The following is a 17,816-nucleotide window of genomic DNA, read 5'->3' on the forward strand; positions in this document are numbered from 1 at the left end:
GCTATTGAAAACATAGCATTCGAGATTTGCCGCGGCAGCTGGCGGCCGGGTCAGTCTTCGAGCCGTGCGCCCTGCGTGGCGCCGTGGCCCGTGGTGGCGTCATAGCGCTTTTCGCGCTCCACGTGTTCCTGAAGGAGAGCGTGGCCGAGGGCGTTGGCGCTGCGCTCCAGGGTGGCGCAGTCGCTGGCGGCCGGCAGGGCGGCAATGGCGGCGTCGATGGCGTGGGCGGCATCGCGGCCCAGTTGCACATGGCCCTGCTCGTGCTGCGACAGGGCGGGCAGGTAGCGGTCAAAACGGGCCTGCTGCGCTGGTGTGGCGCGGCGCAGGTCGGGCAGCTGCACCTCGGTGGTCAGGCGCGTGGTCACCTCGGTGATGCGGCAGCGGCCCGAGGGCTCCCGCCACCAGCGGAAGGTCCAGCGCACATACCAGCGCGTGTACCCGTGAAAGCGCCTGCCGTTTACCGTGATCGGCGTGGCGGCGTTCAGCGCCTCGCGCAGCGACTGGGCCGGGTCTGCATGCACGGGGTAGTTGCGCTCGGCATGCTGCTCCTGCACCGCGGCTGTCGCACAGGCCGCCCACAGCGCCAGCGCCAGGGCCGCGCCTGCATTGCGCCGCAGCGACGCAGCCCCGCCCGTCATTCGCCCCAGGGCAGCATCAGCGTGAGCAGCGACAGCTGCGCGAACTCGGGCGCAAACGCGTCAATGATCTGCTGCGGCTCGGGGCACAACACGGTATCGGTGATCACGCCAAACTGCACGCCGCCGCCGTAGCTCAGGATGGACACGCCCAGGCCGATGTCGCCCGACTGCGGTACCCAGAACATGCACTGCGTGACCTTCGCGCCGCACATGGTGAGCTGCTCCTTGGGGCCGGGCACGTTGGTCATCACGGCCGTGGTCTTGCGGCCGAACAGGTTGAGCAGCGCGTCCTGCGCGGGCTTGATCATCAGGCCCGCTACGGCCAGCATGGCAAATGCCAGGATCGGCTGGGTGCTGCCCTTCAAGGCATTCATGCGGGCCCGCACCTCGTACACGCGCTCGACCGGGTTGGCCATGCCAATCGGCAGCACGAGCGGCACCAGGCCGAAGTGGTTGCCCAGCTTCCAGGCTTCTTCCATGGGGCGCAAGTTGACGGGGATCATGGCCCGGATCTCCTGGCCTGTGGGGTCGTCGCCCTGGCTGCGCAGGTAGCCGCCAATGGCACCAGCCACGCACGACAGCAGCACATCGTTGATGGAGCAGTTCAGCGCCTTGCCGATGGCGCGGACTTCATCGAGCGGAATGGGCGGACACCAGGCCACGCGCTTGCAGCGGCCGGGGGGGCCCTTCAGTCGGGTGGGCGAGTCGTCGGGCATCAGCGCCAGTGCGGCGGCGTCGCTCACCAGCTGGTAGGCCACGCGTGCCATGTCCATGGTGCCCGCCACGCCATGCTGCATGGTCTTTTCGGGGTCGCCCAGCATCTGAAGTGACCGCGCTGCGCCGTCGCCTGCCAGGTCCAGCGCCTTCACGGTGAGCCCGGTAAAGGGCTTGATCAGCATGTCGGCAATCCAGTCTTCCGCCGTTGCGGCGGTATCGGGTTTGCTGCGGGCCTTGCGGCGCGGGGGCTCGGCGCCCCCGTCCACCAGGGACATGGTCACCGAGATGAGCGCAATGCCGTCGGCAATGCAGTGGTGGATGCGCACGATGAGCGCGCTGCCGCTTTGGCCGTCGTCGCCCACGAAGTCCTCGATCAGGTGCATCTGCCACAGTGGGCGGCGCGGGTCCAGCGGCTGCATGGCCAGCTCGCCAACGCGGTCCTGCAGGGCGCGCTGCATGCTGTGGCCTTTGCGGCGCGGGAGCTTTTCGCGCAGCACATGGGCGGCGATGTCGAAGTTGCGGTCCTCCACCCAGGTGGCGCCCGCGGCGTCTTCCACCACCCGCTGGTGAAAGCGCGGGTACTGCAGCAGGCGCTGCTGCACGCGTTCGCACAGTGCCTGCCAGGTGATGCCGGGCGACAGCGTCCACACGCCGTTGATCATCATCAGATTGCTGTCCGAATCCATGCGCAGCCAGGCGGTGTCGACCTTGCTCATGCGCTCGCCCGAGATGCCCAGCATGCCGCTGGCCGCACGCCGCATGTTCTTTTGCACAGCCGTTGCGGCCTTTCGGGCTGCAGGCGGCAACGCCTGTGCCGCCCTGCGCGCTGCTGCGGCGGCGGCGATGGACTGTGGCGGTGAGGCTTGTTGCGGTACGTGCGGGCTGGACGGCTCTGGTGCGGGCTGGGTTGCGGCGGGAGCGGTTGTGCGGGTCACCATCGGATGGACGCCTGTTGTCGTGCTGTTTTTTGGGGGCCTGGCTCTAAGGTTTGCAGCGGCCAGGGCGCGGTGCAGCCCGTAAGATACAACGCAGCACGCTGTCGCCGACACCGTTCTTTCCCTCCCCCCATTCGCCGGATGCATCGCCTCCTGCGTTTTGTCTTCCAGTCCTAGGAGCTCCTCCATGTCCGACCTGAACGCCACCTTCGAAGCCGCCGTCGCCAATTCCAAGAACCTGAGCGAGCGCCCCGACAACGCCACGCTGCTCAAGATCTACGGCCTGTACAAGCAGGCCACCGCCGGCGACAACACCGAAAAGAAGCCCAGCTTTTCCGACATGGTCGGCCGCGCCAAGTGGGACGCCTGGAACACCCTCAAGGGCACCGATGCCGACGCCGCCAAGCAGCAGTACATCGACCTGATCACCTCGCTGAGCTGATCGGCGCTGGCACCCCGCACCATGACAAAAGGCGACCTCGGTCGCCTTTTCTCTTTTGTATGGCCTGTTGATGCGTTGCTGCGCGCTGCGGCTTTCTGGAGATGTTCTACCAGGCCGGAGTCCAGCCCTTGGGCAGCCCGGCCTCGGGGGTCATGCCGTACAGCGGCTCGCCGGGCAGCCCGGCCTGCAGCGGCGCACGTGCCGCCATCAGCAGGTTCAGGTCCACCCCCGTGCGGATGCCCATGGCCTCGAACATGAATACCAGGTCTTCGGTGACCACGTTGCCCGAGGCACCCGGTGCGTAGGGGCAGCCGCCCAGCCCGCCCAGCGATGCATCAAAGGTGCGCACCCCGGCGTCGTATGCCGCCAGGCAGTTGGCCAGCCCCAGGCCGCGCGTGTTGTGCATGTGGGCCGCGCCGGCCTTGCCTGCCAGCTCGGCCCGCAGCCGGGCGAACAGGCGGCGCACCTGTGCCGGGTTGGCCATGCCCGTGGTGTCCGACAGGCCCACCTCATCGACCCCTGCCTCGGCGCAGGCCACGGCCAGGCGGATCACGTCGTCTTCGGGCACGGGGCCCTGCAGCGTGCAGCCAAACGCGGTGGACAGGCCCACTTCCACCTGCACCCCCGGCGCCTGCGCATCGCGCAGGGCCACCACGGCACGCACCTCATCCACCATGGCGTCGGGCGTCATGCGCACGTTGGCCAGCGAATGCGCGGGGCTGGCCGACACGGGCAGCGTGACCTTGTGCACCCCGGCCGCGATGGCCGCCTCGGCCCCGCGGAGGTTGGGCGCCAGTGCCATCACGGTGACGCCCGGGTGCGTGAGCGCATGGCGCACCACGTCGGCCACGTCGGCCATCTGCGGCAGCAGCCGCGCAGGTACGAACGAGCCGACCTCGATCTCGCGCAGGCCGGCGGCGGCCAAGGCATCAATCCAGCGCAGCTTGTCGGCCGTGGGCATGGTCGCCTTGACGGATTGCAGCCCATCGCGCGGGCCAACCTCGCTGATGAGGACGTCTAGAGGTTTCATGTCGGGGTAGAGTTTTGGCATGAATGGGTCGGGTCGCCAATTCAGCGGTAGGTCGACAGGTGGATATTGGTCTCCGTGCCGCGAATGCCGGGTACGAGCCGGATGCGCTCCAGCACCTGCGACAGCTCCCCCATCGACCGCGCCTCCAGCTCGGCCAGCAGGTCCCACCGGCCGTTGGTGTCGTGCAGCGACGCCACGCCGGGCTCGCCCAGCAGGCTGGCCACCACTTTGCGCCCGTGGTTGCCCTCCACCATGATGCCCATCCACGCACGGATGCGGTCGGGCTCGGCCTCGGGCCGCAGCTTGACGGTGTAGCCCACGATGACCTGGCTGTCTTCGAGCTTGCGGATGCGGTTGGTCACGGTGCCACGCGAAACGCCCAGCTTGTGCGCCAGATCGGCAATGTTCATGCGCGCGTCCTGGCGCAGCAGGCTGATGAGGGACTGGTCGAGTTCGTCCATAGGGTGGGGCTATAGCCGCCATGCCTGTAAAGGCATGGGTTAGCGATTGTGTGAACAAGGCCTGTCATTTTGGCAAAACTGGCCGCCAAACGGCACAAGTTTGACGCTTCCGGTTGGCGCGCACAGCGAACACACTGCTTTTACGCAAGCACGAACCCTGCCCCCGCAGGGCGCTGCACCCGCTTTGAACCCGCCACGGAGACACGCCATGCCCCACCGCCTGACACCCGCCACCCGCCCCACCGCCACCTTGTACCTGAGCGCGCCCGAGGCTGCGCGGCTCATCGGCGCCCGGGGATTGCCGGCCTGCCTGCGGGGCATCGCCGACAGCATTGCGGCCGACTTTCTGCGCTGGGGCGATTTCGACAAGTCGGCCCGCGTGGCCAGCTATTCGTCCGGCGGGGCGATCGAGCTGATGCCGATTGCCGACGACGCGACCTACACCTTCAAGTACGTGAACGGCCATCCTGGCAACACGCGCCTGGGCCTGTCGACCGTGATGGCCTTCGGGGTGCTGGCCGATGTGGCCACCGGCACGCCGCGGTTCCTGAGCGAGCTTACGCTGACCACGGCGATGCGCACCGCGGCCATGTCGGCCGTGGCGGCCCGGGCGCTCGCGCGGCCCGACAGCAGGGTGATGGCTCTGATCGGCAATGGAGCGCAAAGCGAGTTCCAGGCGTTGGCGTTCCAGCACCTGCTCGGCATCCGCGAGCTGCGGTTGTTCGATACCGATCCGCGCGCCACGGCCAAGCTCCGGGCCAACCTCCAGGACTCCGGGCTCGCGATCGTGGTGTGCCACAGCGCGGACGAAGCCGCACGGGGTGCGGACATCATCACCACCATTACCGCCGACAAGACACGGGCCGTCGTGCTGCGCGCCGACATGGTGGCGCCGGGCACGCACATCAATGCGGTGGGCGGTGACTGCCCGGGCAAGACCGAGCTGGAGGCTGCCGTGCTCACCCTGGGACGTGTGTTTGTCGAATACATCCCGCAGACCCGTGTGGAGGGGGAGATCCAGCAGATGCCGGCCGATTTCCCCGTGACCGAACTGTGGGAGGTACTGGCGGGCCGCCAGGCCGGGCGCCAGACCCCTGACGAGGTCACCGTGTTCGATTCGGTGGGCTTTGCGCTGGAAGACTTCTCTGCCTTGCGCTACATGTACGACGCAGCGCGGGAGATGGGCATGGGCAAGCACATTGAGCTGGTGCCGGACCTGGACGACCCGCGGGACCTGTTTGCCCTGCTGCGTCCCCCGGTGCGCCAACCCGCGGCAACCGCGCACCCCATCAACCTGACAACGGCACAGGCCGAGCCTGCATGACCGGCCTCTGAACCAGGCGCTGGCGTTGCTGCGGCCGAGCGCCCCCCGGGCGTGCAGCGCAGCCGCTCAGTCCCGCCACACCGCACTGTGGGCCGGGTCGGCCCGCGTGGTGCGGAACTGGTTGGCCGGGTGCGCGGCATCTGCCATGCCGAACGAGATGGCGCACACCACGGTACGGTCAGCCCCGATGCCCAGCACCTCGCGCAGCACATCGGGGTAGGCGGCCAGCGCCGCCTGGGCGATGGTGGCCACGCCCAGGCTTTGGGCGGCCAGTAGAAAGTTGGCCACATAGGCACCGCAGTCCACCGCGCCGTAAGTGCCCAGCGCCTCGTCGCTGGTGACGATAGCCACATGCGGCGCGCCAAACATGGTGAAGTTCTGCGCCGCCTGCAGCGCCGATGCCGCGCGGTCGCCACGGGCAATGCCCACCGCGTCGTACAGGCCCAGGCCGCATTCGCGGCGGCGCTCCTGGTACACACCGCGGTATTCGCGCGGCCAGGGCAGGTCGGGCGCGGGCGGGGCACCTGCCACGCGCGCCTGCAGCGCGGTGCGCAGGGCCTGCAGCGTGTTCCCGCTGGCGATGTGCAGTTGCCAGGGCTGGGCGTTGCACCACGATGCCGTGCGCTGCGCGGCGGCCAGGATGCGATCAATGGTGGCGCGTGGCAGGGGCGCTGGCAGAAACGCACGGCAGCTGTAGCGGCTGTGCAGCAGGGCCGATACGGTGTCGAAAGCCGGCGTGGTGGCAGCAGGCGAGCCTGCGGCAGGGAGATTTGTCATGAAGCGCAGTCGCAGGCGTTGCAGAGGTCTGCGCGCGCTCAGGCCTTTTTGGCCTTGGCGGGCGCCTTGGCCGCAGTCTTGGCAGAGGCTGCCTTGCCTTCGGGTTTTGCAGCCGCCGCATCGGCAGATTTCTTCTTGTCCGCCGTTGCCTTCTTCGCGGCCGGGTGGGGCGCGTTCAGCAGGGCGTCCAGCTGCTCGCCGATCTCGGCCTCGATGCGGTCCTTGAACGCGCCGAACAGAAAGCCCAGCTGGGCCTTCATCTCGAACTGGTGGCCATCCACCAGCAGCGTGCCCTTGACGCCGGAGCGGCTGAAGGTGAGCAGGTCTTCGGTATCACCTTCTTCGTAGGTGCATTCCATGTCGAACTTCTCTTCGGCCTTTTCGGCCCAGGCAAAGGCGACCTTGCGGGCTTCCTTGAAGCCCAGGTGGTGTTCGCGATGGATGTGGATGTCTGGCACCGGGGGTCTCCTTGGGGCGTGGGTCGTTATCAGTGGGGGGCTGGCAGCAGCGCGCGCAGGGCCTCCTGGCGCTGAGCCTGTGGCTGCCGGGCCAGCTGCCGTACGGCATCATAAAACCGCGGCCAGTCGCCGCCCTCGCGGGCATGCAGGGCTTCAAAAGCGGGCACCAGTTCATCGTAGGCGGCCTGGGCTGCAAAGCTCGCGTTGTTTGCCTTGGCCACCCAGCGGTCATACCCCGCCACCTGGGCCGTGGTGGCCAGCGGTGGGGCGCCATCGTGCGGTGCAAGCCAGCGCGCCCGCAGCGCGGCGTAGTCGGCACGAAAAGCCTCCATTGCTCCTGCTTTCATAGCTAACAGGGGTGATTCTGATTGGGCTCCAGCCTGTTTTTGCTCATAAATTGCCGAAAGGCGTGCCCGCGTGGCCCGGGTGAGCGCGCGGAACGCGCTGCGGCGCGCCTCGCTGGTGGCCGCTGCTGCGCGGGCCGGCTCGCTCGCCTGCGTGGCCAGCCATTGCGCAATACCGATGCGCTCGACGGCGGTGGCAAACGATTCGTTGAACAGCGTGTCGCCTTCGGCATACACCACCTGGTGCGCCAGCTCGTGGAACAGCAGCCGTACGAAGTCGCCTTCTGGCCAGACGATGAAGGTGTTCAGTAGCGGGTCGCCCCCCGCCCAGTTCATGTAGCCCAGCGTAGAGTAAGCCGGCACGCCGTAGACCTCCACCTCCAGCCCCTGGGCGGCCAGCTGGGCGGCTTCGGCCTGTGCGTCGGCCTCGCTGAAATAGCCGCGGTAGCCAATGCAGCCCGTGATGGGGAAGCACCAGGTGTGCAGTTTCAGTTCATACGGCGGCGCGGCTACCACGTTCCACACGGCGGCGGGGCGCTTGAGGTCCGCATAGCGGCGGTAGCTGGCGTTGTCGGGCAGGCCCAGCTCGGCTACAGCAAAGGCGCGTGCGCGCTGGGCCAGCTGCAGGCGCTCGCGCAGCGCGGGCGAGATGTCGTCGCGCGCCACCCATTGGTCAATGGGCTCGGCCGCCTGCATGAGCTGCACATGTCCGCGCAGCGACTGCCAGTAGTAGCGCACGGCGCCCGGCCCCGAGACATTGCTGGCGCAGCCGGCCAAGGTGAGCAGTGTCAGGATCAGGGCTGCAAGCCTTGCGGGAGCCAGAGGAGATTGCATCGGGGCAGTTTATGGGCAGATCGCGGGAGGGGTATGGCGTGGGGCTTCGCGCCGTGGCAGCAGCATGGCGCAGCCCGTTCCTAGAATGCAGCGCATGACCGAACAAGCCACCCCTGCCGCAGCGCTGCCCGAAGGCCTGTTTGCCGACGACGCGGGCTGCCCGCGCTGCCGCTGGTGCCAGGCCACGCCGCTGTACCGCCGCTACCACGACACCGAGTGGGGCTTTCCGGTGGCTGACGACCGGCGGCTGTTTGAAAAGCTGTGCCTGGAGGGCTTTCAGTCGGGCCTGAGCTGGCTCACCATCCTGAACAAGCGCGAGGGTTTTCGCGCTGCATTTGCCAACTTCGATGCCGAACAGATGGCTGCCTTCGACGCACACGATGTGGAGCGCCTGGTGGCCGACGCAGCCATCGTGCGCCACCGCGGCAAGATCGCCTCGACCCTCAACAATGCGCGCCGCGTGCTCGAACTGCGCAGCGAATTCGGTTCGCTGGCGCACTACGCATGGCGCTACGAGCCCGCGGCGGCAGACCGGCCCGCGCGCATCACCAGTGAGGTGGCGCGCACCCTGTCCACGTCGGCCGCGTCGATGGCCATGTCGAAAGACCTCAAGAAGCGCGGCTGGACGTTTGTGGGGCCCACCACGGTGTATGCCTTCATGCAGGCCATGGGGCTGGTCAACGACCATCTGGAGGACTGCCATGCACGCGCGCTGGCCTTGCAGGCGCGGGCGGAGTTTGTGGTGCCCAGGGGCTGATACAACACTCCGCACGGGCTTGATGCCATCGCAGGCTGGGGCCCTGGCCGCAGCCCTCTACCGCTGCATCTGCGGCCGCAGCATCCACAGCGCACCCAGCGCTGCCAGGCCCAGCAGGCTGGTCAGCCACAGCGCACCCGCGCCAAACTGGTCCAGCAACATGCCAAACAGCACGGGCGCAAAGGCCTGCGCCACACGTGCGGGCACCATCATCAGCCCCTGCCGCGCACCGTAGCCCTGCGCGCCGAACAGCACCAGCGGCAGTGTGCCCTTGGCAATGGTGAGCACGCCGTTGCCCACGCCGTGCAGCACCGTGAACACCGCGGCAGCCGGGCCGCCCAGCAGCATCAGGATGCCCGCGCCCGCGGGGTGCGCAGCAGCGGCCAGCTGCGCTGACACCAGCGGGTGCATGCGGCGCAGCAGCCCAAACTCGGCCAGCCGCGCCGCCACCTGCGCTGGCCCCACCAGCGCGGCCATGGCCACCGCCACCTGCAGCGATGTGCCACTGGCCTGCAGCAGCCGCGGCAGGTGCGCCGCCATGGCCGTGCTGGTGAACCAGGTCACGGCGAATACAAACGACAACAGCAGCGTGGCCCGCAGCGTGCTGGTGTGGGTGCCTGCCGCGGCCGCAGCGGGCACGGCCGCGCTGGCGCCTGAAGTGTTGGGCGCAGTGCCAGCAGTTGCAGTGCTGCCATCCGCAGCGTGCGCGCCGGCTCCGCGCGGGAGCCAGCTGTTGAGCGGCACGCCCACCAGCAGGTGCAGCGCTGCCCAGCCCATGCAGGCCCCGCGCCAGCCCCAGTGCGCCTCCATCCACGCGGACAGCGGCCAGCCCACGGTGCTGGCAAAACCCGCAATGAGCGTGATGCCGGTAATCGCGTTGCGGGCCCCCTGGCCGTACAGCCGTACCAGGCTGGCAAAGGCCGCCTCGTACAGGCCCGACCCCATGGCCACGCCCATGATGACCCAGGCCGCAAACAGGGTGGCCGGCCCTTGGGCCATGGCCATGCAGCCCAGCCCGGTTGCAAAAACCAGGTTGGTGCCCACCAGCACCGGGCGCCCGCCGTGCGTGTCGATGGCGCGGCCCGCCAGCGGGCCCAGCAGGGCCGACACGATGAGTGCCACGGAAAACGCCCCGAACACGGTCGCAGTGCCCACCCCCAGGTCACGTGCCATGGGCTCGGCCAGCATGGCGGGCAGGTAGTAGGACGATGCCCACGCCAGGGTCTGGGCCGTACCCAGCCGTGCGACCGCACCGCGCTGCCTTGGCGCAGCAGTCATGGTGCTGGCCGGGCAGAGCGGGCGCGGTCCGCCATCACACCGCCTTGGGCAGGTTCACCCGCCGTGCCAGCGCCTCGGCGCTTTCCTTGCGCTCGCTGTAGCGGTCCACCAGATAGGGCGCCACATCGCGGGTGAGCAGGGTGAACTTGAACAGCTCCTCCACCACGTCCACGATGCGGTCGTAGTACGCCGAGGGCTTCATGCGGTCGTCATCCCCGAACTCCTGATACGCCTTGGCCACCGATGACTGGTTCGGAATCGTGAGCATCCGCATCCAGCGGCCCAGCACGCGCATCTGGTTGACGGCGTTGAACGACTGCGAGCCCCCGCTTACCTGCATCACGGCCAGCGTCTTGCCCTGCGTGGGCCGGAGGGCGCCGACCGACAGGGGAATCCAGTCGATCTGCGTTTTCATGAGGCCTGTCATGGCGCCATGGCGCTCGGGCGAGCACCACACCATGCCTTCCGACCATTGCGCCAGGGCCCGAAGCTCAACGACCTTGGGGTGCGTGTCGGGCGCGTCATCCACCTGTGGCAGGCCACTGGGATTGAAGACGCGCACCTTGCCGCCCATGGCGGTCAGCAGGCGTGCGGCCTCTTCGGTCACCAGCCGGCTGAACGACCGCGGCCGCAGCGAACCGTAGAGCAACGCAAACCGCGGCGGGTGGGTGCTGGGAACCGCCTGCAGGTGTGCCATCGATGGCACGTCGAAGAAGGCAGCGTCGAGCTGGGGCAGTTCGGTCGTAGCGCTTGCTGCCTCGGGCAGGGTGGCTTCAGGCAAGGCGCTCTCCCTCGGCGTTGACCACCGCTTCGCCGTCTTCCTTGGTGAATGTGCCTTGCTGCGGTGCGGGCAGGATGTCGAGCACCTGCTCGGACGGCCGGCACAGCCGCGTGCCCAGGGGTGTGACGACGATGGGGCGGTTGATGAGGATGGGGTGCGCCAGCATGGCGTCGATGAGCTGTGCGCCGGTGGTGCGCGGCGCATCGAGGCCCAGTTCTGTGAACACGGCTTCCTTGGTGCGCACGGCAGCGATCACGGGCTGACCGGTAGCGGCTATCAGTGCCTCCAGCGTGGCGCGGTCGGGTGGGGTCTTGAGGTATTCGATGACCAGCGGCTCAATGCCGCTGTTGCGGATCATGGCCAGCGTGTTGCGGGAGGTGCCGCACTTGGGGTTGTGATAGATCGTGACGGGCGTGGTAGTCATGGGAAGGGGGGCGCGGGTGGGTGAAGGAAAGACTCGCGTGGCGTCAGGCGCCCAGCTCCAGGTGGTCGAGCAGCACCAGGTCCGCACCAGGCGCGGGCTCGGCAAACAGCGCCAGGCTGTTGAACGTGAGGGGAGGCAGGTCTGAAAAGTACTGCTGCGCCGCGTCCAGCACCAGATCGGCGGTGGCCGTGTCCACCAACCCCAGGCTGCCTGTGAGCGACAGGTGGAACCGGAATTCATCGAGCACAAAGGGATGCCCCCAGCGCTGCAGCATGCCCAGCTGGCGTGGGGTCAGCCCCGCAGAGCGGCGGGTGAGGTCGTCGGCCGCCAGCGGCGCGGCCAGGGGCTGTAACTCCTTGACGCAGGCTTCGGCCACCGCAGCCAGCGCTGTGTTGGCAGGGTGCCGCGGCAGGGGGACCAGGGCCAGGAAATCGCCAATCTGCTCCACCTGCAGGGGCGGCATGGCAAACGGGGTCAGGCCTCGCGCCACCTGCTGCACGGCGTGGTGCAGTTCCAGCCAGTCGGTCCCGGGCGCCAGCGCAAAGGGGGCCTTGAGCGTGGCGTGCCAGCCGTAGCGCCGTGGGGCTGCCGTCAGGCGCTGCAGGTCTTCAGGTTCAACGCCGTGGATATCCAGTTGCGGCAGCGGCCGCAGCAGCGCTGCGCAGCGGCCCAGCCAGTGGCTGCCGGCCAGCCAACCCAGCGTGCCCGGGCTGGGCGTGTAGTAAACCGCGTAGCGGTGGGCGTTGTGGGGGGGCGGTGTGTTCATGGGCGCTGGTTGGGGGGCTGGCGTGCGTTTGGCAGGCTGCTGGCAAAGGCGTCCGACCCGCGGTGAGGCTGTTCAGTCGGCCTTGGCCGCGTTCACCCAGGCCAGGTCCAGCGGCCGGTCTTCAAACTCGGTGTTCAGCACCACCGTGCTGGTGGTGCGCGCCACGCCGGCAATGGCCTTGATCTCGTAGATCACGTCTTCGAGCGCGCGCGCATGCGTGGTGCGGATCTTGGCCAGAAAGTCGTATTCCCCGGCCACGCTGTGCAGTTCTTCCACCTGCGGCATGGCGCGCAGCCGGGGTGCCACATCTCGGCAGTGGATGCCGCCATCGTTGCGGATGGCCACAAAGGCCGTGAAGTTCAGACCCACGCGCTCCGGGTCCACGCTGATCGAGAAGCGGCGGATCACGCCCTTGTCCAGCAGCTTTTTCACCCGCTCATGGACGGCCGCGGTCGATAGGCCCACCTCGGCACCCACATCGGCGTACGAACGCCGGCCATCCGCCCCCAAAGCCGAAATAATTCTGGCGTCCATGTCATCTGTCTGAATATTTGCTTGCATAGCCGCCTGATTTTGGTAAAAATTCCGGAAACGGGCTGTTTCCCATAAATTATTCGGTGAGGCGAAGAATATGCCGGCAATTTTCAATGTGCAAGCACAAGGACGGAGATCCTGGGTGGTGGCAACCGCGCTGCTGCTGGTCTATGTGGTGTGGGGCACCACGTACTTCGCCACCAGCATTGCGCTGCAGACCATGCCGCCCTTGCTGATGAACGCCGTGCGTTTTCTGTGCGCGGGCGTGGTCATGCTGCTCATTGCTCTGTGGCAGGGCCACGCCCTGCCCACGGCGGTGCAGTGGCGCAACTCGGCCGTGGTGGGCGGGCTCATGGTCTTCCTGGCCATGAACCTCATCGGGCTGGCCCAGAAGCTGGGTATCGGCTCGGGCCTGATGGCGATGGTGGTGACGACCATGCCCATGTGGCTGGCGCTGTGGACGCGCTGGGGCGGCGAGCGGGTGCCGGTGACCAGCTGGATTGGCCTGGGCCTGGGCGTGGCCGGCGCCGTGCTGCTGGCCCGGGAGGGAAATTTCTCAGCCACCTGGCTGGGCGGGCTGTTGGCCTTTGCCGCACCGCTGTGCTGGAGCCTGGGCTCGTACGCATCGCGCAAGCTGTCGCTGCCCGCGCCGGCCATGGCGTCGGCCGCGCAGTGGTTTGTGGGTGGGGCGATGGGGCTGGTGGTGGCGCTGTGGTTTGAGCCCGTGCCAGCGCTGTCGCAAATCAGCGCGAAGTCGTGGGCGGCGTGGGTGTACCTGCTGGTGTTCGGGACGATGGTGGCGCTCAACGCCTACCTGTGGCTGCTGCAGAACACGTCGGCGGCGTTGGCAGGGAGCTATTCGTTTGTGAACCCGGCGGTGGCACTGATCGTGGGGGTGGCGCTGGGTGGGGAGTTGCTTACGGGGTGGGTGTTTGCGGCGTTGCCGTTGATTGGGGCGGCGCTGGTGTTCATCTTGTATGGGCGGTTGTTGCAGGGGTGGTGGGCTGGGCGGCGGGCGGTGTGGATGGGATTGCGTGCGGGGTAGGAATGGATGCTGGACCCGTGATCCTTGACCTGTTTGGGCTGAGCCTGTCTCGGCTTCGTGTGATGTGGCTACGGCATGCCTGTGTTCAGGGCGGGAGCCGGGAGTCGCCCGGCGAGCGACTCACTTTCTTTTGCTTCGCCAAAAGAAAGTAAGCAAAGAAAAGGCGACCCTCAGTCTGCGACCCCCACGCGGTGCGTGGGGGCAGACCTGCGCCGGGGCGGTTGCGGGGTGCGCCGCGGAACTCGCTTTGCTGCTTCGCAGCTCCGCTCGGACAGCCGCGGCGAGTCAGTTCACGAAGCAGCCGCGCACTTGCGCGACTGCCACCCCGCAACCGCCCCGGCGCAGGCGCAGCCAGAAGGGGTAGGGTGCCGAACAGCCGAACAGCCGAACAGCCGAACAGCCACACGGGTCGTCGCTGCGCTCGACCCCGGCAGTGGCTGCGCCCGGCGCCAGCGGCGGCGCCCAGCGCGGGGCGCCTGCGCCCGCGAAGTGGGGCCGAGCGAAGCAAAGGCCCGAATGGATGTTCGCTCCCATCCCCTCTGTATGCGCCGAGGAGCGCAGCGGGTGGGGTGGCGCGTGTGCCGAAGGACACACGCGCTTCGTGAACTGACTCGCCGCAGCTGTTTGAGCGGAGCGCGCCGCGCGCAGCGAGTTCTGCGGCGCACCCCACCCGCGAGCACCACAGGTTGCCCGGAGCGAAGCGCAGGGACGCAGACAGCGGGGTCGCCCTTTCTTTGGTGACTTTCTTTCGGCGACGCGAAAGAAAGTTACTCGCACGCCGGGCGACTCCCGGCTCCCGCCCTGAGCAAAGGCATGCGGTACCCACCGCCACACCAGGCTTCGACAAGCTCAGCCCGAACGGACTGGGGGGTGACTCTCAGGCTGCGACGCTTCAACAAACGCCGCTCAGATCAGTTCAGCCCGAACGACCCGGTCTCAAGCACCATCCGGCACCACCGCCGTCGCCTCAATCTCCACCTTCGCCCTCTCCTCCATCAACCCCCCCACCTGCACACACGCCATCGCCGGAAAGTGCTTGCCTAGCACCTCGCGGTACACCACCCCCAGCTCCTTGAGCCGCGCGTTGTACTCCTGGCGGTCCAGCACGTACCAGGTCAGCCGCACCAGATGCTCCGGCCCCGCGCCGGCCGCCTCCAGCACGGCGCGGACGTTCAGCAGCGTCTGCCGCGTCTGGTCGATGAAATCGTCGCTTTCAAACTGCTGCTGTGCGTTCCAGCCGATCTGGCCGCCGGTGACCACCAGCGTGCCGCGCGCAGCCATGCCGTTGGCATAGCCTTTGGGCGTTACCCAGCCTTCGGGTTGCAAAACGGTGTGGATCATCGTGGTCATGGTGTGGTCGCCTTGGGTGGGCTGGAGGTCGCTGCTGCAGCAGCAGTAGCAGCGCCCTGGCGCAGCTTGAAGCGCTGGAGCTTGCCGGTTTCGGTGCGCGGCAGGGATGCCGCGAATTCAACGATGCGCGGGTATTTGAACGGCGCGATGGTCGCCTTCACATGGTCCTGCAAGGTCTTGACCATGGCGGCGTCGCCCGTGTGGCCGGGCTTGAGCACGCACACGGCTTTGACGACCATGCCGCGCTCCTCGTCGGGCACGCCGATCACCGCGCACTCGGCCACCGCGGCGTGCCGCAGCAGGGCGTCTTCCACCTCGGGGCCGCCCACGTTGTAGCCGGCGGTGATGATCATGTCGTCATCGCGTGCCTGGTAGAAGAAGTAGCCGCCGGCGTCCTGCATGAAGGCATCGCCCGGGTAGTTCCAGCCGGCCTTCACATACCTGGCCTGTCGCGGGTCATCCAGGTACTTGCAGCCTGTGGGGCCAATCACTGCCAGCTTGCCCACGGTGCCGCGCGGCACTTCGTGGCCCTCGTCATCCACCACCTTCGCCGTGTAGCCAGGCACCACCTTGCCCACCGCGCCGGGGCGGATGTCGCTTCCGGTGGAGGAGATGAAGATGTGGAACATTTCGGTGGCACCGATGCCGTCGGTCATGTCGATGCCGGTGGCGTCTTTCCACAGCTGGCGCGTGGCGTCGGGCAGGCCCTCGCCTGCGCTCACGCAGATGCGCATCTGGGGCAGTCCGCCAATAGCCTTGGCAAACGGCGCCATCTGCCGGTAGAACGTGGGCGCGGTGTAGCTGATGGTGACGCCGGCATCGCGCATCAGCGTCACCATGGTTTCGGGGGTGTAGGGCTGGTCCGGGAAGTACACGCTGGCGCCCGCCCACATGGGGAAGACCAGCAAGCCGCCCAGCCCGAAGGTGAACGCCAGCGGCGGCGAGCCCGCCACGATGTCGTCGGGCGTGGCCTTGAGCACATGGCGCGGCCAGGCCTCGCAGGCGGCCAGTACATCGCGGTGGGTGTGCACGGCGGCCTTGGGCGCGCCCGTGGTGCCGGATGTGAACGCCATCAGCGCAATGTCGTCCGCTGCCGTGAGGCAGGGCGGCGTGGTGCCCGCCTTGCCTTGGGCGCGCTGGATCAGGTCGGCCGCATCGGGCGCGGTGTGAAAGGGCACGATGGTGGCCAGCACCGGTTGATGCACCTGGGCGGCCTGCAACTCACCCAGCAGGCGGCCGTCGGACAGCGCCAGCGTGGGCTGGGCGCGCTCGATGATGCTGGCCAGCTCGCCCGCGCGCAGCAGCGGCATGGTCGCCACCGCCACCAGCCCTGCGTACACCGTGCCCAGCCAAGCCAGCGCCATCTCTACCGTGTTGCCGCCGCGCAGCAGCACTCGGTTGCCGGGCACCAGGCCGTGGTCCTGCGTCAGCACCTCGGCAATGCGCGCGGCCTCTTCGCGGGCCTCGCGGTAGGTGTACGTGCGGTGCGGGCCGCGCAGCAGCGGGCGGTCGGTGTTGCCGGCACGCCCCGCCTGGTCGAACAGGGCCTGCACCAGGTTGACCTGGGGCGCCATCTGCAGTTCGGGCAGGTCGTAGCGCAGCGTGGGCCATGCGTCCTGCGGCGGCAGGCGATCGTGCACGAAATGGTCGGGCTGGGCGGAGGGAGCGCTGCTGCTCATGTCGTGTTACTCCTGCAAAACGGCCTTGCCGATGATGAGCTGCTGCACCTCGGTAGCGCCTTCATAGATGCGCAGCGAGCGGATGTCGCGGTACAGCGATTCGACCTTGCTGCCCAGCTCTACGCCGCGGCCGCCGTGCAGCTGCAGCGCCATGTCGATCACGCGCTGGGCGTTCTCGGTGGCGGTCATCTTGGCCATCGCAGCGGAGACGCTGCGATCTCTTTGCCTTTCGGCTTCGGCCGTCACACGTGCCTGGCCGGTGTCGCGCAGCCAGGCCGCGCGGTAGGTGAGCAGCGCAGCGCTGTCCACCAGCGCGGCCATCTCGCCGATCTTTGCCTGCGTGAGCTGGAAGTCCGCCAGCGTCTGGCCGAACATGCGGCGTTGGCGCGCGTGGTGCACGGCCTCGGCCAGCGCGCGGCGCGCCATGCCCAGGGCAGCTGCGGCCACCGATGCGCGGAAGATGTCGAGCGTGCGCATGGCCAGCTTGAAGCCGCTGTTTTCTTCACCCAGCAGCGCGGTGGCGGGCACGGTGCAGTCGGTGAATTGCAGCGTGGCCAGCGGATGCGGCGCCATCACGTGGATGTGGCGCGACGCATCCAGCCCGGGTGTGTTGGCATCGACGATGAAGGCGCTGATGCCGCGTGTGCCGCCAGCGGAGTCGGTCTTGGCGAAGACGCAATAGAAGTCGGCAATGCCGCCGTTGCTGATCCAGGTCTTGGTCCCGGTGAGGGAATATGAGTCTTTTGGGCTTCCAGCGCTTGTATTGTTTGCACTGGCAGCTATTGTTTTCATAGCGCCTACGTCGGAGCCCGCTTCGGGCTCGCTGAGCGCAAACGCCGCAATCAGCTCGCCGCGCGCCACACCCCGCAGGTAGTGGGCCTGCTGCGCCGGGCTGCCCGCCAGCGTGATCGCGCCACTGCCCAGGCCCTGCATGGCAAACGCAAAGTCTGCCAGCGGCGAGTGGTAGGCCAGCGTTTCGCGCAGCAGCACCAAGGCACGCGAGTCCAGCGCAGGCAACGCGCCGCCGCGTTCAGCCGGCACGCAGTAGCGCAGCCAGCCGCCCGCGCCCAGGCGCTTCACCCAGTCGCGGCAGGCGGCGCGGTCGTCGGTTTCATCGACCTCCTGCGCAGCGGCCCAGGGCACCAGCCCCTCGGCCAGCGCGCGGTGGGCGTCGTCAAAGAAGGGCAGGGCCAGGTGCGCGGTGGAGGGCGGGCGGGGAGCGGGTGGCGTGGCGACGTGCAT

The 17,816-nt window shown here is 68.1% G+C and carries 19 protein-coding genes; 4 read left to right on the top strand and 15 right to left on the bottom strand.

Annotated features, from left to right (window positions below; genetic code table 11):
• Positions 1–50: 50 nt before the first annotated feature.
• Positions 51–638 carry a DUF922 domain-containing protein gene (locus tag ACTPOI_RS04170; protein WP_440106699.1) on the bottom strand — a complete coding sequence of 196 codons (588 nt, stop codon included), beginning with the start codon at positions 636–638 and terminating at the stop codon, positions 51–53.
• Positions 635–2,293: a wax ester/triacylglycerol synthase family O-acyltransferase gene (locus ACTPOI_RS04175; RefSeq protein WP_440106701.1), complete on the bottom strand. Its 1,659-nt coding sequence runs from the start codon at positions 2,291–2,293 to the stop codon at positions 635–637. Before ACTPOI_RS04175 ends, ACTPOI_RS04170 begins: the two co-directional genes overlap by 4 nt.
• A 184-nt stretch (positions 2,294–2,477) precedes the next feature.
• On the opposite strand from ACTPOI_RS04175, the gene ACTPOI_RS04180 reads away from it, so the two are divergent.
• Positions 2,478–2,732 carry an acyl-CoA-binding protein gene (locus ACTPOI_RS04180; protein WP_291516770.1) on the top strand — a complete coding sequence of 85 codons (255 nt, stop codon included), beginning with the start codon at positions 2,478–2,480 and terminating at the stop codon, positions 2,730–2,732.
• 106 nt (positions 2,733–2,838) lie between these two features.
• Here the strand turns inward: ACTPOI_RS04180 and ACTPOI_RS04185 are convergent, their stop codons facing one another.
• Complete coding sequence (locus ACTPOI_RS04185; protein ID WP_440106703.1) at positions 2,839–3,762, bottom strand: hydroxymethylglutaryl-CoA lyase; 924 nt, start codon at positions 3,760–3,762, stop codon at positions 2,839–2,841.
• Positions 3,763–3,803: 41 nt separating this feature from the next.
• Complete coding sequence (locus ACTPOI_RS04190; RefSeq protein ID WP_440106705.1) at positions 3,804–4,223, bottom strand: Lrp/AsnC family transcriptional regulator; 420 nt, start codon at positions 4,221–4,223, stop codon at positions 3,804–3,806.
• A 208-nt stretch (positions 4,224–4,431) separates the two neighbouring features.
• Here ACTPOI_RS04190 and ACTPOI_RS04195 point away from each other — a divergent pair, with 208 nt between their 5' ends.
• Positions 4,432–5,547, top strand: a complete 1,116-nt coding sequence (locus ACTPOI_RS04195; RefSeq protein ID WP_440106707.1) for an ornithine cyclodeaminase — start codon at positions 4,432–4,434, stop codon at positions 5,545–5,547.
• A 66-nt stretch (positions 5,548–5,613) separates the two neighbouring features.
• Here ACTPOI_RS04195 and ACTPOI_RS04200 read toward each other — a convergent pair whose 3' ends face one another.
• Genes ACTPOI_RS04200 through ACTPOI_RS04210 form a run of 3 tightly spaced genes read right to left on the bottom strand, consistent with a single transcriptional unit; the run spans position 5,614 to position 7,960 of the window.
• Positions 5,614–6,324 (bottom strand): nitroreductase, encoded by a 711-nt coding sequence (locus tag ACTPOI_RS04200; RefSeq protein WP_440106709.1) that lies wholly within the window; start codon positions 6,322–6,324, stop codon positions 5,614–5,616.
• Between the two features lie 38 nt (positions 6,325–6,362).
• Positions 6,363–6,782, bottom strand: coding sequence for a polyhydroxyalkanoic acid system family protein (locus ACTPOI_RS04205; RefSeq protein WP_440106711.1), 420 nt, complete (start codon positions 6,780–6,782; stop codon positions 6,363–6,365).
• Between the two features lie 29 nt (positions 6,783–6,811).
• Positions 6,812–7,960, bottom strand: a complete 1,149-nt coding sequence (locus ACTPOI_RS04210) for an aminopeptidase (protein ID WP_440106713.1) — start codon at positions 7,958–7,960, stop codon at positions 6,812–6,814.
• 85 nt (positions 7,961–8,045) lie between these two features.
• On the opposite strand from ACTPOI_RS04210, the gene ACTPOI_RS04215 reads away from it, so the two are divergent.
• The gene (locus ACTPOI_RS04215) at positions 8,046–8,717 is read left to right on the top strand and encodes a DNA-3-methyladenine glycosylase I (RefSeq protein ID WP_440106715.1); all 672 of its coding nucleotides are present in this window, start codon (positions 8,046–8,048) and stop codon (positions 8,715–8,717) included.
• 57 nt (positions 8,718–8,774) lie between these two features.
• Here the strand turns inward: ACTPOI_RS04215 and ACTPOI_RS04220 are convergent, their stop codons facing one another.
• The 5 genes from ACTPOI_RS04220 to ACTPOI_RS04240 form a co-directional block, all read right to left on the bottom strand.
• A complete protein-coding gene (locus tag ACTPOI_RS04220) occupies positions 8,775–9,995 on the bottom strand; it encodes an MFS transporter (protein ID WP_440106717.1) in 1,221 nt (406 codons plus the stop codon).
• Between the two features lie 34 nt (positions 9,996–10,029).
• Positions 10,030–10,776, bottom strand: coding sequence for an arsenical resistance protein ArsH (gene arsH / locus ACTPOI_RS04225; protein WP_440106719.1), 747 nt, complete (start codon positions 10,774–10,776; stop codon positions 10,030–10,032).
• Positions 10,769–11,200, bottom strand: coding sequence for an arsenate reductase (glutaredoxin) (arsC, locus tag ACTPOI_RS04230; protein ID WP_440106721.1), 432 nt, complete (start codon positions 11,198–11,200; stop codon positions 10,769–10,771). The genes arsH and arsC overlap by 8 nt, the downstream gene beginning before the upstream one ends.
• Positions 11,201–11,243: 43 nt before the next feature.
• Positions 11,244–11,966, bottom strand: coding sequence for a DUF1045 domain-containing protein (locus ACTPOI_RS04235; RefSeq protein WP_440106723.1), 723 nt, complete (start codon positions 11,964–11,966; stop codon positions 11,244–11,246).
• A gap of 72 nt (positions 11,967–12,038) precedes the next feature.
• Positions 12,039–12,500, bottom strand: coding sequence for an Lrp/AsnC family transcriptional regulator (locus ACTPOI_RS04240; RefSeq protein ID WP_440106725.1), 462 nt, complete (start codon positions 12,498–12,500; stop codon positions 12,039–12,041).
• Between the two features lie 97 nt (positions 12,501–12,597).
• On the opposite strand from ACTPOI_RS04240, the gene ACTPOI_RS04245 reads away from it, so the two are divergent.
• Positions 12,598–13,545, top strand: coding sequence for an EamA family transporter (locus tag ACTPOI_RS04245; protein WP_440106727.1), 948 nt, complete (start codon positions 12,598–12,600; stop codon positions 13,543–13,545).
• 936 nt (positions 13,546–14,481) lie between these two features.
• On the opposite strand, the gene ACTPOI_RS04250 is transcribed toward ACTPOI_RS04245, so the two are convergent.
• From ACTPOI_RS04250 to ACTPOI_RS04260, 3 genes are read right to left on the bottom strand one after another with little or no spacing between them, the layout of a single operon-like run.
• Entirely contained in the window at positions 14,482–14,886 is a 405-nt protein-coding gene (locus ACTPOI_RS04250; protein WP_440108259.1) for a RidA family protein, read from the bottom strand.
• A gap of 5 nt (positions 14,887–14,891) precedes the next feature.
• Positions 14,892–16,574, bottom strand: a complete 1,683-nt coding sequence (locus ACTPOI_RS04255) for an AMP-binding protein (RefSeq protein ID WP_440106729.1) — start codon at positions 16,572–16,574, stop codon at positions 14,892–14,894.
• 6 nt (positions 16,575–16,580) lie between these two features.
• A complete protein-coding gene (locus tag ACTPOI_RS04260) occupies positions 16,581–17,816 on the bottom strand; it encodes an acyl-CoA dehydrogenase family protein (RefSeq protein ID WP_440106731.1) in 1,236 nt (411 codons plus the stop codon).

Source organism: Acidovorax sp. BL-A-41-H1, assembly GCF_051942715.1.

Coding starts and splice junctions, on each gene's coding strand:
- ACTPOI_RS04185 (WP_440106703.1), bottom strand. CDS start 3,762: ATGAAACCTCTAGACGTCCTCATCAGCGAGGTTGGCCCGCGCGATGGG.
- ACTPOI_RS04215 (WP_440106715.1), top strand. CDS start 8,046: ATGCAGCGCATGACCGAACAAGCCACCCCTGCCGCAGCGCTGCCCGAA.
- ACTPOI_RS04260 (WP_440106731.1), bottom strand. CDS start 17,816: ATGCACGTCGCCACGCCACCCGCTCCCCGCCCGCCCTCCACCGCGCAC.
- ACTPOI_RS04240 (WP_440106725.1), bottom strand. CDS start 12,500: ATGGACGCCAGAATTATTTCGGCTTTGGGGGCGGATGGCCGGCGTTCG.
- ACTPOI_RS04190 (WP_440106705.1), bottom strand. CDS start 4,223: ATGGACGAACTCGACCAGTCCCTCATCAGCCTGCTGCGCCAGGACGCG.
- ACTPOI_RS04245 (WP_440106727.1), top strand. CDS start 12,598: ATGCCGGCAATTTTCAATGTGCAAGCACAAGGACGGAGATCCTGGGTG.
- ACTPOI_RS04200 (WP_440106709.1), bottom strand. CDS start 6,324: ATGACAAATCTCCCTGCCGCAGGCTCGCCTGCTGCCACCACGCCGGCT.
- ACTPOI_RS04175 (WP_440106701.1), bottom strand. CDS start 2,293: ATGGTGACCCGCACAACCGCTCCCGCCGCAACCCAGCCCGCACCAGAG.
- ACTPOI_RS04235 (WP_440106723.1), bottom strand. CDS start 11,966: ATGAACACACCGCCCCCCCACAACGCCCACCGCTACGCGGTTTACTAC.
- ACTPOI_RS04255 (WP_440106729.1), bottom strand. CDS start 16,574: ATGAGCAGCAGCGCTCCCTCCGCCCAGCCCGACCATTTCGTGCACGAT.
- ACTPOI_RS04170 (WP_440106699.1), bottom strand. CDS start 638: ATGACGGGCGGGGCTGCGTCGCTGCGGCGCAATGCAGGCGCGGCCCTG.
- ACTPOI_RS04220 (WP_440106717.1), bottom strand. CDS start 9,995: ATGACTGCTGCGCCAAGGCAGCGCGGTGCGGTCGCACGGCTGGGTACG.
- ACTPOI_RS04180 (WP_291516770.1), top strand. CDS start 2,478: ATGTCCGACCTGAACGCCACCTTCGAAGCCGCCGTCGCCAATTCCAAG.
- ACTPOI_RS04210 (WP_440106713.1), bottom strand. CDS start 7,960: ATGCAATCTCCTCTGGCTCCCGCAAGGCTTGCAGCCCTGATCCTGACA.
- ACTPOI_RS04250 (WP_440108259.1), bottom strand. CDS start 14,886: ATGATCCACACCGTTTTGCAACCCGAAGGCTGGGTAACGCCCAAAGGC.
- ACTPOI_RS04195 (WP_440106707.1), top strand. CDS start 4,432: ATGCCCCACCGCCTGACACCCGCCACCCGCCCCACCGCCACCTTGTAC.
- arsC (WP_440106721.1), bottom strand. CDS start 11,200: ATGACTACCACGCCCGTCACGATCTATCACAACCCCAAGTGCGGCACC.